This is a genomic window from Treponema primitia ZAS-2, assembly GCF_000214375.1.
In the GTDB taxonomy this organism is placed as follows: domain Bacteria; phylum Spirochaetota; class Spirochaetia; order Treponematales; family Breznakiellaceae; genus Termitinema; species Termitinema primitia.
In genome coordinates this window covers 2,154,048-2,169,292 of the sequence record NC_015578.1, presented here as the reverse complement: position 1 = coordinate 2,169,292, position 15,245 = coordinate 2,154,048, and the positions used below count along the sequence as shown (strand labels likewise).

Annotated in this window: 1 protein-coding gene; it reads left to right on the top strand. The window is 52.8% G+C overall.

The window, feature by feature from the left end; all coding sequences use genetic code 11:
- Positions 1-41: 41 nt before the first annotated feature.
- Positions 42-15,239, top strand: coding sequence for an Ig-like domain-containing protein (locus TREPR_RS09490; RefSeq protein ID WP_015708092.1), 15,198 nt, complete (start codon positions 42-44; stop codon positions 15,237-15,239).
- Positions 15,240-15,245: the final 6 nt, after the last annotated feature.

Below are 15,245 nucleotides of genomic sequence, written 5' to 3'. Positions count from 1 at the left end.
AATGGGTATTTTTCGATAATAACGGCAGAAAAGAGGTATATATGTACAAGAAACTTTCATTAGTAAGTCTGGCCATCGTGATTCTGATTTCTTGCGAAAATCCGATACAGGCGGGCTTAGGCAATAAGGTTGATATAGAGCCTCCTAAAGTAAATCTAGTGTCCCCGTCTCCGAGCAAAAACCCTTTTATCTGGGGAACGAATGTAGCTTTTGAAATAAACGCCACCGATGATATGTCCGTCAGCCGGGTAAGTATCATCGTTACCGGGCAGAAACCTGACGGCTCCGGCGATGTCTCGATTACCAAAGATGCGACGAGCTATATGTCCGCCAGCGGGGGTAACTATCTCGTCACCCTGGATACCTTGAATGAATTAGGTTTTGAAAATTTAAATGCCGATGTAACGGTTAGGCTTCTGGCCTGGGACGGAACAGGCAAGGCAGTGGTCTCCGAGGAATTACCCTTCAGGGTTAAGAACGGCCCCCCCACAGTGGAAGTGCAGACCCCGTTGAAAGAAGAGAGTAAGGAACTGGCGGAAATGATTTCCGGCGGTTATTTAGGGGGCGTGGCCAATGACGATATGGCTGTCGCCACGGGGTGGCCTAAAATCCAGTTTTGGCCTGCCAATGGCCCTGAGCCTGCTGCTGGTGTCTGGTCGGATATGGATTCCCCATACCCGGGTGAGGGGAAGAAGTTCGTCAATTTCCGGTACTATGGGATAACTGAACATCCTTACAAAGCCGCGGAAAAGCCGCAGGGCCTGGCCCCGGGAAAATACCGTTACCGCTTACAGGTATGGGATGGCGTTCTTGAGGATGGCAAACCAATTCATATCGCCGATTACCCGCTGGAAAAACCCGACTACATTACTGAAATTCCGGTGGGGGCGCCTTACTATGAATTGGAAATCATAAAGGCCAATGAAGTTCCCAAGGTTGAATTGACTTTTATTAATCAGCTTGGACAAGCCCTGGAGAATCCCTATCAAAATGATACCTTTACCCTGATAGCCAAACTCAGCCATTCCGCAGGGATAGGCCAGACGATCCTTTCGGTTAAGAGAGCCGGTGATGACAATGAAACTATCCTGGCCCGGGCGGAGGTTTCTGATCCTGTGACGGTGCTTGATCCGGAACGGATTGAACGGATCCTGAAGTCCCAGCCAATAGAGCCCGGAAAGCCCTACAGTCAAAACGATACCGACCAAGATAAGTATCTGCAGGAGAATGACCTGGATGACCTGGAACCCTATCCTTTCACCGATGGTACCTATGAATTTACCGTCACCGTCACCAGCGCCCAGAGCAGCGTATCCTCCCAGTCCATCACGGTGTACATAGACACGACTCCGCCGGAGCTGGATGTCGCCCGGGTAATCCCCGTGTATAAGAGCTATAGCAACAGCGTTACTAACTATACCGAATATACGGCAAACGGCCTGATATCCCTGGATATCAGTACCTACGATGCTAATAATATCGCAACCTTTAAAATCGAGGATAAGACCTACCGGGAAATCAAATATTTAATCCAGAATAGCTCCCCGGCAGCGCCCAGCCAGACAGTCTCTGCGGCCTTGTACGAGGCTGCGGGGGACAACTATTTTGACAAGCCTGAGGTGCCGGTGTACAAAAATACCGAATCCGCTTCTTCGGTCATTATTGACACCAGGAAATTGGCGCCCGCCGATCTGCCTTTACCGGCTTACTACAATAATAAAGACCAGTACCTGGTACTTGTAGCCAAGGACAGGGCGGGAAACTACAACCACACCACGGCGCTGTTAAAGGTTGAGCAGAAAACGGACTTACCGGTAATTGATATTCCCGTCTTTGACCTGGTGACCATCCACAGCGAAGCCGCCCTTAGGGCCGCAGCCAATCCCAACAAACTGGACACCGAAAGGGCCATCCGGGGTGTTTTCCGGGACGACGACGGCATTGATATCGCCACTAACCCCGCAACGTTCTCCTATTATAAGCCCGGCATTGCAACTCCCTTTCCCCTGCCCATTGCCCAGAATACCACCGACCGTAACGCGGTAAGCTTTACCGTTACTTTGCCGCCCAAGGCGGATCTTCCCGACGGGATTTATTCCTTTGAAATGAAAGCCCAGGACGATCATGATAAGAAAAACGCCCTTAAATCCGCAGCCCAGGGTTTCACCGGAGATCTGGACATCGAGGCCGTTACTACCACCATCGCCACTGAGCGGGTCTACTTCTTCCTGGATACCGAGCCCCCGGTACTTACCGAGGACAGCTTGGGAGATTCCGCCCTTAAGGTAAAAAGAGCGAGTTTTTCACTGGACGGAACGGTGAAGGATCTCAACGGGCTTAAAAGCCTGGTGATATACCAGCAGAAGCGTGGCGCCCCGGAATCGGTTCTTCCTATATGGGAATTGCCTTCCATCGACCCAACAAATACCAACTCCCAGCTTTGGTCCCTTCCCAATTTGCCCTTTAACCCCGCAACGGGTTCCCCCTATTCTCCCCTGGATAGCGCCCAGGATGGCCTGTATGACTATGTGATTACCGCCACCGACATTGTAGGCCACCAGACCACAGAGAGGCGGGAAGTCCGGGTGGACACATCCGCCCCGAAATTGGGGGACATATCCATGACCGGGGTTATAGACAGAACAGCCCCAGTCCACTATGTAAGCAACGACAAATTTAACATCAAGGGCGAGGTAAGCGATGACTATCGGTTTGGTACGGTGTATTATAATATACAGTTGGCAACGTATACCCCTCCGCCTATTACGGCTGCAACCACCGAAGCAGAGATAAAACTATTAACCGGTACAAATAAATTTACTGCCCGGGCGGTTGATGGCGCCGCTGACGACGGTGAATGGACCGTCACCATAGATCCAACCGATCCTGCGGGTATCAATTCTGTGGAAGGAGAATACAAGCTCTATGTGGTAGTCTTTGACGCCGCAGGAAACCAGAACAACAACATAAGCCCGCCTGCGCCATATAATACGGGAGTAGCGCCCTATGAGCCCTTCCTTTTCGGGATGGATAAGAGAGCGCCGGCTCTTGACGTAGTGCTTAGTCCTTCCTCATCCGGGATCATCACCACCGATTTTACCATGACCGGTGATGTGGGGGATACCAACTCCCTGGTAAGCCTGGTGGTAAAAGAGAGGAAGGGCGCGACTGAGATAACAGTTTTAACTGAGACCAGTTTCGCCACCAATCCGGATCCTATCCCGCCTAGCAACACTTGGCCGGCCTTTCCCTTGACTTTGCCTTCACAAAGTCCCCATGAGGGCGACTACACATATACGATTACCGCCACGGATGTAGCGGGAAGGACTACCGTGCTAGAACGGGTAGTCCATGTGGACCCCTTTGCTCCTCAATTGGGGGCAATAACATTTACCGGGAAGGTAAGTCCTGACGGACACCCCATGCCCTGGGTAGGCAGTTCTTCCTTTACCATCACCGGCAGCCTGTCCGATAACTACATGTTTGGTTCTGCCGCTTCGTTGTACTATAAGATACAGCCGGCCACCGGTCCCGGTAGTGCTGCTCCCGGTGTTACGTCTACGACCACCGAGGCGCAGTTAATAGCATTAACCGGCTTTGTCAGGCAGGATATTACCGGAGGCCCCATCAATGCCGAATGGCACGCCACCATAAATCCAAGCGCGTCTCCGATCTCCAATACTCAAGGGGAATACAAGATCTACCTGGTGGTCTTTGACGCCGCCGGAAACCAGAACAACAACATAAGCCCGGCCAATGACCCTGGCGGTACGCAGTATTCGGGAGCCGCCTATGTCCCCTTCCTTTTCGGTGTTGATACCAAGGATCCCAAGCTTACCGAAACGACCCCCGGCGGCGAAAGCTCCACAAACCCGTTGGTACGGAAAAGCCCAGTTACCTTAGGCGGCGTTGTGGGGGATACCTATTTCCTGGATAAGCTGGTGATAGAACAGAAGTGGGGCGGTGGAACCTATACCGAGCTTTCTCCCCCATTGGCCATCCCCCTCCCCAATCCGAATCCCTTAGAAGATGGCACCTGGACGACAATCGGTACTCATAATCTGCCTGCTTTAGGTTACACCGATGGGCTCTTCGGCTATAAGATTATTGCCACCGATAAGGCGGGAAGAACCAATACGGTGGAGAAGTACGTCTATGTGGACAATGAAAGACCTAAAATAGAGGGGATAAGCATTAGCACCGGGAAGGTAAGTCCTAACGGACACCCCATGCCCTGGGTGGGTACTGACTCATTTACCATCAGCGGAACCATAAGCGATAATTACCGCTTTAGTTCGGTGTATTATAAGATACAGCCGGCAGGAGATCCTCCTCCCGAGTCTTCAACGGGTGTCGGTATTACGGCTGCGTCCACCGAAGCGAATGTGATAGCCGCTGGCTTTACCTCAAGGCCGGTTTCAGGACCCCTCAGCGCAGGTGAATGGTCCATCACCATAGATCCTAAGGATGTTCCCATAGGAACAGGCGCCGTCGGAAGCGCTGTGGAAGGGGAATACCTGATCTACCTGGTGGTCTTTGACGCCGCAGGAAACCAGAACAACAACATAGCCCCCCCTACGCCATATAATACCGGGGCATATCCCTATGCCCCCTTCCGTTTCGGGGTTGATACCCATCCGCCGGTGGTTACGGAAACCAAGATCAATACTACTCAGCAATCGATACAAAACATCGGATTTTCCCTGAAAGGGAAGGTGAGGGATACCTACGGCCTGGCAAGGCTGCTGATAGAACAGCAGAAGGGCAGCGGAGCCTTTGTGACGGCTTATGAAAGAACTTCCTTCTCCTCGGTGCCTGTGGACCAAGACTGGGACAGCGGCGACATTTTCCCCTTTGGATATGCAGGTGAGGAAGACGGGAACTACACCTATAGGATTACAGTCACCGATATAGCGGGAAGAAGCTCCATAGTGGAGGGTGGTAGGTCGGTCCTGGTGGATACTCACCCTCCGACTCTGGGGACCATATTCCCGAACTGGCGTTTATCCTCATCAACCCCATTTCCCTGGATAGGGCCTGAAAACACTGACCTTAAAATCACAGGAAATGCCCATGATGATCACGGTTTTGGTTCGGCGTATGTTCTGATAAGCTCGGATCCTTCTCTGGCTATATCAGATCCTTCCAACGTGACGCAATTAACGGACTTGTACTTTGCCCCGCTGACGGTTACACCAGATGCCGGGGGCAACGGTCACTGGGAACTACCCGAGGATCTTACCGCTTATCCCTCGCCCTTCAAATCTGCAGCTTCTGTATTTGTCGAAGGTACGTATTATATCTATGCGGTGGTCTTTGACGCCGCAGGAAACGCGGCCAATAACATAAGCAGCCCCCAACGATTGGGGCTGGACGCCAGTCCTCCGGTACTTACCGAAATAATTGGCAGCGATACCCTTAAGGTAAGTCAACCCCCCCTTACCCTGAGCGGCACCGTGACTGAAACCAACCTCTTAGCAAGCCTGGTAATAACCAAAAAGTTTGGAAGCGGCTCTCCGAGTCCCTTTTGGAACACGAGCAGCTTCTCCACGAACCCCCCGGCAACGCCCCTCGGCTGGACCAGTCCAGCCCTGGACACGGTGGAAGGAAATTACCAATATGTGATCACCCTCACGGATATAGCGGGAAGGACAGACGTCCAAACACGGAATATCCGGGTGGATAATACGTCGCCGAACCCGGGGACCATAACCCTGAGCGGGATCATACCCCCGGGAACCCCAACCCCCTATATAGGGGGCTCCACCTTTACAATTGGGGGAATTGTCTCCGACAATAACTCCCTTGATTCTAACAACCCAAATCCCGGCAAGCTGTATTATAAGATACAGAAGGCAAGTGACCTCGCTCCCAATCTAACAGGCCTTGATTCGGCGGATGTGGCGGCTTTAACAGGAGATGCCGAATTTACCTCAAAGACGATTGGAATCGACGGCATTCCCGGCAAGTGGCAAGAGACCATTATTCCCGATGCTGCCGGATCGGTCTTCCTGGATGGCGGTTCTGTCATTAAAGAAGGTGAGTATAAAATCTATTGGGTGGTCTTTGACGCCGCAGAAAACCAGAGCCTAGGTGCTCCCTCTTCCTATCTCTTTGGGATGGATCTCGATCCCCCGACTCTTTCCGAAACGGCCTTTGGCGGTCCGGGCAGCCTTAGCAACCCAACTCCGACTAAAAAAGGATTTACCCTGGGTGGCCTGAACAACAGCAATCAAAGCGAGGTAGGGGATACCTATGAACTGGTCAGCCTGAAGATAACCCAGCAAAAGAACGGCGGAACCATCTATACCATTTACAACAAAACCACTGGATTTACTGCAAGCCCGGGGTCTACTAACTGGAGAGCCCCCAACTTACCTTGGGAGCCTGCTAATCATAACTGGGACGGCACGGGTGGTTCGCCCTTTACAGCAGCTAATCCCGGCGGGGAGTACTACTATAAGATTACCGCCACGGATAAAGCGGGAAGGACCACCATAATCGAGCGTTACCTTAAGGTGGATGCACTTCCTCCGGTACTGGGAAATCCCTCCTTGGGGATAAGGCCCGTAAGCCAGCCGGTGGAGCATCCTTTGCCCAATTCCTGGGTCTCAGGCGAATCCCCCCAGATCATGGGTACGGTTACGGATAATGTGGGAGTGAGTCACGTATTTTACAGGATACAGGCGGAAGGTGATCCTGCCCCGTCTATCACCGAAGCCACCCCCCTTACAACCTTCAATGCTTCCAGCTCAGGTTGGAATGCAGCGACCCTTAGCGGAACTACTTGGAGGGACTCGGTCACCCTGGGCGGCGCCGGTACTACATGGCCTAATTCTACATCAGCTGGTCTTACAGAAGGAAAATACAGGATCTATGTGGTGGCCTTTGACGATGTGTTAAATCAGACTAACAATGTAACTTCCATCCCCCCGGCAAGCCCGACTCCCCTGGTAGACTATATCACCCCCTATATATTCGGGGTGGACCAGAGCAAGCCGGATTTGTCGGCCCTGAAACTGAAAAACACCGATTTGTCATGGTGGTCACTGGATCCCGAGCTGTCCGATCCGGCGCCCCATAAAAAAACCCGGTTCTCCCTGGAAGGGATAGTTACGGACAGCAACGGCCTGGACACCATAACCCTGACTGAACGGAAAAATTTAGAGGCCGCCAGGACCTTAAACCTTACCCAGTCGCCCCACTATCCGCAGACCAGCGGCAACGACACGTCCTGGACCCTGAATATCCCGAACCTGCCCTGGAACGCCGTAACTAACCCCGGCGCTACGGTTGACGAGGGAAAATACAGCTATGTCCTCACCATAAAAGATAAAACCGGCAGATCGGACCGGAGCATATCAAAAGAATTTACGATTGTGTACGACAAAACCGGCCCGGTAATAACCGTGCAGTACCCCGCGCCGGACGGGTCCAGTTCCATAACCGGTGGTAACTTGATTATCAACGGAACTGCCAGTGATCCGGGTTCACTGAGTGCCGTGGGCGCCATTTATTTTGCGGTCAACAGCTCCACCACCCCCCCCACCGAAATACCCCCCGCCACCCCCTGGGCTACGGTCAGCGGTAATACCACCTGGAACCACACCCTTACGGCCGGTTCAATTAGCGAAGGGGTGCGCTACCTCCACATGATCGGCTACGACGAAGTGGGTAACCAAAGCAGCCATTCAGGTATCAAATTCAACGTGGATCTTGCTCCTCCGGACATACGAAGCTTTGTTCCCAACTCTATTACTGTCATTGGAGACGGTAATTACGCCCGGACGGGTTATAGCTTTAAGTTTGATGCCTATGACTCCAACAAGCTGGACACCATTGTGGTGAAATTAAACGGGACTGCCTTGACCTCAGGTATTTCCATAGCAACCGGTACTGATCAGCGGAAGACCGTTACGGTAAACCAGGCGGTAGACGCCAGCGGCCATACAAACGATGGGACTTATCGCTACGAAATAATCATCAAAGATGTGGCGGGCAAGGAAAATCAGCCGGGCAGTGATTATGTTGATGATGAAACTATTTTTGCCAGTAAAAAATCATACACCGTGGTGGTAGATACCACGCCGCCGGAAGTCAGCATCACCAGGCAGCCCATAATGGTAAGCGCCAATGCCAGGGAAGACAATGTAAACGGGTACATCCGCTTTAGCGCCACCGGCGGGGATAATAACGGCATAAAAGAAGTTAAGTGGTACCTGATACCCCATACGTCGAGCATTAACTCAGCATTCAATCCTGATTCCAGTGATCCCACGACCTTTGTATTTGCCAATTCCACAGATGTTGTAATATCCGATCCTTTTACAGGGTTCCCCATTGACATCTATTATAACACGGCAGCATTAACTGATCTGAGGGATTGCTATCTCTATATCCGGGCAGAGGATACGACTGGGCTGACCAATAAGGCGTATCTGAATTTCTATGTGGATCAGTCCACAGATAAACCGAAGATAACCCTGAACGACTTCCCCACTCCTCCGATTGTGTCCGGTGGTTATATACTCCGGGGCACCGTAAGCGATGACGACGGGGTGCTGAACAGCAGCCTTTTATTCGAGTTTTCCTCCGATGCCGGCTCTACCTGGGTTACCCAGGCCGGTTCCGTGTCCGGTTCCGGCCAGTCCGTCAATTTCTCCTGCACCATCCCCTACGGCTCCGGTAATGACGGTGATAAGCAGCTTAGGATAAGTGTTAAAGACGATCACCTCAAAAAGGTCCGTCCCGCAGAGGAGCTCGATATAGCCGCAATCCCGGTTATACAAAACTTTGTGGTGGATACGGTCAGTCCGGTGTTAACCGTAGATAGTTCCACCGGGCAAATGAAATATAAGGACAACTTCACCGTAACAGGGAAGGTAACTGAGCTGCATTTGAAAACCTTCAGGGCCCGTCTTGGCAGCGGGAACTGGGTTACTAAGGCTGTCGCTTCCGGGACCAATGTAGTCTGGTCCTATACCCTCCCTGAATTGTTGACCCCCGCCGACTTTTCATCCCTTGCTCAGGGCCCCCATACCATCACCCTGGAGGCTATTGACGCGGTCGGCCTGAACCACGAAGTGCAGTGGGTATTCTACAAAGACACCACCGGCCCGGCGATTTCCTTTGCCAATATAGCCGGTGAAGTAATTCCTGAAGGACTAATGTCCAGTGGCCCGGTCACCACTGCCCTGAACGCAGTAACCAGTATCATCTCTGACGAAACTCCCGTGCTGCGGGGTTCCTTTGTGGACGAATACTCGGATATAAAGCTTTCCGCTAGCCCCCTGTTCCAGTACATGATGGACGATGCCTCCACCTGGACAAATGCGGTAATTAGCCCACCCCCCTCTCCCCCCAACCCCCCCAGTCCGGGGGTTACCGGCGCCGGGAAGATTGTGCAGTGGAGCATCCCCCTGGATACCCTGGGGGACGGCGCCCACCGGGTAAAAGTCAGGGTCTGGGATGCTTTGGAAAACGAAGGGACAAGTACCTGGGTAGGCTTTAAGATAGCCGGTCACCCGCCGGTCCTGATCCTTAATGAAGTTTCGGGAAATGTGTTCGGCATGGTTGGCATTACCAATCCCTCTGATCCGGTGCTTACCCTCACCGGTTACGCCACGGATAACAGCATCAAAAATGTCAATATAAAGCTTGACGCACAAGCTCCCGGCACAACATTTAACACAATTACCGCTGGTCCTCCTAAAAAAGTAACATTTACCTACAACGTAACAAAGAATGTGTTTGAACTAAGTACCCTTACAGAGGGACCCCATACCCTCACGGTGGTGGCGGAAAATGATGCAGGCCGGACCACCACGGCGGAGTGGACCTTTATCAAGGATACTACCCCCCCGGTGACGGTATTAAGCAACGTTGAAACCGGAGGGGCCACCATTATTATGGATGCCAGCCCCCGTGTCCTGGGAGTAACCAGTGATACCTACGAGGTATCAACAATTACCCGGTTAATTGAAAAAAGCAACAATGGCCTCCCCGGCGGTACATGGAGCACTTTCAACACGACTACCGTAACCCCGTCGGTGCAGACCACGGTGAACTGGACCAGTGACATGGTCGCCCTGGGCCTTTTGGCCAATGGGGACGGCTATTACCGGATTACCGTCACCGCCAAGGATAAGGTGCTTAACCCAAGTTCCTCGGTGCCGGTGTATTTCCGTGTTGACCGGGCGGACCCTGTCCTCACCCTGAACACCATCCAGTCCTACTATAAGGCGGAAACCGTGAGCTTTGGCGGGACCGTCCTGGACTACGACGGCATCAGTGCGGTCAAGCTTTGGCTGGTCTCGGCAACGGGAACCGCTTCAGTTCCGGTAACTGCCTCCCTGACCGACTCCGGCACCCCGGGCCAAAAGAACTGGACCGCGAGTGTGAACCTAAGTCTCTTTACCGAAGGTTCCTATACCCTGAATGTGGAGGCCACGGACCTGGCAGGCCGGGTTAAGACCGTGTACAAGGACTTTATCCTGGATAAAACAGCACCCACAGTCAGGATGGAAGACCCCCAGCGTCTGGCCAAGGTAAACGGGAAAATAACGATCCGGGGAACCGCCAACGACAACAACACCCTTTCTAAAATTATGTTTAAACTTGGAAAAAATGCCAGCACCTGGACGGATACCGCTTTGGATGCTGCCTCCCACGTAACTAATTGGGAGGGAGGACTGTACAGCTGGAACTTTACCATCGACAATGTTGTTACCTACGCCAACACAACCTATTCCTACCGGGTTGATCCCGAAGATGTGGATGGTTACGGTATACCCAGACCCCTGGTGGATCAGAATGATCCTAATTTTAACTACTGGCTCTTCCCCTTTAATGTCCAGGCCATAGACCGTGCGGGCAATACCGGTGAAACCATCTATCCCGCATACGGCAATACCATCCACTACCTCCTGATCGATCCCGATGGGGATAATCCCGATGTGCGCATCCTCAGTCCCGAAAACGGGGATCTGGTAGGTGGGGAGGTCCGTATATCCGGTATCGCCACGGATGACGACTGGATTTACGGGGTCGAGATACGTATTGATCCTACCCCCGACGCGGCAGGAGACACCTTTGATCCATGGATACCCGCAGTAAAGAGCAGCAGCGGGTCCCAGGTAACCTGGTATGCCCTTATCAACAGTACAGGGGATTATAACCCCCTTCCGGGACAGCAAAGGAAGATAGTCGTCCAGGCCCGGTCCCAGGATTCAAAGAATTACGGGACAAGCGGTGATAAGTATGATATTACACCCTATAAGCAGATAACCATCTTCTTTGACAGCGAGATACCGGTAATTGAGTTTGTGCAAGTTAAACGGAACCAGGATAGTAGCTGGGAAGACTATACCGACGGTATGCAGGTCTCCAGGACTTTCTCGGTCCGGGCTGATGTCCGGGACGAAAGCGGCCTTTCCGCCATCCAGTGGCGGGGCAATACCGGTTCCTATGAAGACAACGGAGCCAACCTGATTGGCTCATCCCTTGTAACAACCCCGACCCAGGTAAGCCTTCCGGGCGGTACCTTTAATGTTGGGAAAAAATACCTGATCGTGACCGCCCCTTCCGGGTCTGTGTTCCCCGGCGCCTCTACCAATACGGTAGGCGAGACCTTTATAGCCACCAGCACCACAGGAACCGGTTCGGGAACAGCCTATGCGGCGGACGGCGCCGGAAACTTTGTCTACAAATTCCAGGTTTCGGTAAACAGCCTTCTATCCCATCTGGATACCACAGGGTACTATTCCCTGAGCATCAAGGGTGTTGACAACTCCGCGTACCATTACCAGACCCAGCAGATCCTGAATCTCCAGGTGGATAACTTCTATCCCGAAGGGGACTATACCGCCCCGAATACCATGACCGATGACTACTACATCCGGGGGCTCGCCAGGGACTACGGGGCCGGTTCGGGAAACATCCAGGGCCTCAGCCACGTAACGGTTTATTTCAGCCGTATAATCAGCGGCGCCAGGACCTACTTGCCCCTTAAGAACACCGATACCTTTACCAGCAAGAACCAGTTGGTAAAAGACATGACCCAAGGCGGTAGTGTTACAACCATATCCAGCTTCCCGGCGAACAATTTGTCGGGGATCACCATTGATAATAACAACGAGGTAACCGGTTCTTTCCATGATGCCGATGGCGACGGCTATGTTGAAGCCTGGTACGACAATGGTACCAATAAGGAATGGTACGCCATATTCAATTCCCACCAGCTCGCCGATGGCCCCGTAACCCTGCATTACGTTATCTTTGATAACGCGGGGAACGCCCGGTACTATGAGAAGGAACTCTTTGTTAAGAACAACGCCCCCAAGATCACCAAGGTGACCCTGGGCACCGACATTCGCGGATTGGGAACCTTCGCCGGCGGGACCAAGGATTATACCGCCAATTATCTGACCTCAGGCTTTACAGCCCGGAACCGGCGGCTTTCCTTTGCGGTTACCAAGGACCGCGGAAACGGTGCGGTTAATTACCGGATCTCCCATGCCACCAGGGCCAGCGCCGATGCGTCAACCATCCAAACCGGACAGATCTACACCATAAATAATGTGGGTACCACCAACTGGGTGGGCCTCGGGGCGGAAAGCGCTACTGTGGGGCTTACCTTTGTGGCGGTCGCCAACGGGCCTTCCGCCACCGGAACCGGTTCGGTGTGGAACTATACCATAAATACCACGGCGCCGCAAAAGACCGGGAACTTTAGCGCCAATTCCGCTTCCACTAACTATATCGGCCTAGAATTTAACAATATACCGGAAACCGGGCTTGACGGGGCCTTCTTCATCATCAAGGTTTGGGACACCACGGTTCCCGGAGAAGGGGAATCCCAGCAGCTCTTCGACATGATCGTGGTGGGACTGCGGGTGGAAAACAGAGATGTGGAACTGCCCACGGCGCGGCTTTACGACCTCAATCCCATTGCCAGGAACCCGGACACCAACACCAACACTACTCTGACCAACATAGGACCCGTTGCCTTGGGAAATAACATGAACAGGGGCGGCATCCATGTGATAGGCTCAGGCGGAACCGCCTCCAAGTCCGGGCATATCGAACCCCGGGGAACCAGTGATACTAACGCCAATATCTTCTTGGAAAAGGACGAGGCTGGGACCTATGTTTTCCAGCCGAGCGTCACCACAGATATAGTGAGCGGCAAGGTCATACTCCGGGGCTACGCCGAGGACAACCAGCGTATTTCCGAAATAAGGCTGAAATTCACCAATGCTACTATTGTTACCATCATCAATACGGTGAGCGGACAACTGACCCCTGTTAATACCGCAAACGCCTGGGTCTACGATGAGCTTACCCTGGACGGCCATAGGGTCGAATGGGCCTATCTCTGGGATACCCAGGCAGGAATCGGTGGAACCCCCATGGCCGGGAATGCCCCGGTTCAGGTCATAGCCGTGGACGCCCGTATTCCCACGTATGATGACTATACTCCCCCCGGCCCGGTGGACGGGAATGAAAGCGCCTCAGTGGTGAACCCGACGGATAGCAACAGCAATTACAATACCATCACCTTAAAGACCGCGCCCTATATTTCCGGCCTCACCACCCGCCTATCCTCGGCGTATGTATCCACTCCCTCGACCTTTGACCGTTCCGCCCTGGGCTGGTATTCGGTCCGGGAAGGGGAAACCGTCACCGTGCGGGGCTTTAACTTTACCGGCGCCACTGCCACGATAAAGGGGACTACGGCGCCTATAACGGTGACCAATGTAAACACCATAACCCTACCCATCGCCGCCACCCATGTTTCCGGCCCACTGGTGGTTACCGTCGGCGGTGTTACATCGGTGAATAACAGCAACAGCTCCACTGCGGCCTATACCCAGGAGCCGAACAATGTGAACAACAACATACTCACCGATGACCGCAACCTCTATGTGTGGAACACCGCGGACATGATAAGCAGCGCGGACATTACCAGCCCCTTTATGCGCATGGATGCGAGTAGTAACTGGTATATGTCCTATGGACAGGGCGTTAAACAAATGCGCTTTAACAAGAACGGAACCTCAGCGCTTTTTGAAAGTTCCTACAATAAATACCACAACACCACCGTTGCCATTGATAGCAGCCAGAATTATTACGGTGGTGGCACCAATACGGACCGTATTCAGGACACCATAACCGGCGCCACCTCCTTTACTTTCTTCAGCAGGGCGCCGGGTTCTATGGTTGGCACCGATACGGGAAATTATAATACCGGAACAAATAAGCGCCGGCTGGAATTGAGTTTAAACACCGACACGGGGATATACAATATTAACCGGGTTAAGATACCCCGTATTGCTATTATCGGCGCAGGAACTTCGGCAAGCCCCGCGAAGATCTACATGAGCTACTATGATAGTAACAAAACCAATAATCCCGTGATCTTCCGGTATGGAGAAAGCACAGCAGCGAATACTATAACCGGTGATTTAGCGAGCAACCTTACCGATATTAACGAGGCAGGCGGATCAGCCGCCGGCTTCCAGGTGGTTGCGGATAGTTCCACCAACTACAAGGGCGGCCTGTATACTGCAGTGGGCGCCTTAAGTGACGGCCGGGCGGTTATCGCCTGGTACGATGCCAGTGCAGGGCAGCTAGTGTTCTCCTATTCGACAGGCCTTGCACCCACTCAGGGCAACACCCCCACCTCTGTCTGGCAGAGTAACGCCAGGGTAATTGATAATGATTTTGCAGGCTGGTATGTGGATATGACGGTAGACAAGAACAACGGCATCCACCTGGCCTACTATGCCAACAGCACCGGGGATTTGCGGTATGCGTACATGAGTTCCTACACCGCCACCCCTGTGGTGGTTACCGTAGATTCCTACCTCTCCGCAGGCACCAAGCTGATGATCAACACCAGGGAAGAAAAAAGGACGGTAAATGGCGTACCTAGTACCGATGTCATAGTGCCTTATATCTCCTACTACCACGCCTCATTCCCCCAGACCCAAAACTCCGTGCGGGTGGTTTGGAGAAACAACTTCAACGCCCTTACGGACGGCGCGGTACTTGATGCCTACACCGGCGCTTGGGAAGCCATGACCATCCCCACGGTGAACACCCCGGTGGACGAATACGTCTGCAACGGCGTGCCCACAGGGGGAACCTTCCCCGGTACTGCCATAGACCTTAAGAATACCGTAATGCTGGGGTATCAGACCAACGTGAATTACGAACGGGCCTACATCAAGAAGTAGGGCCAA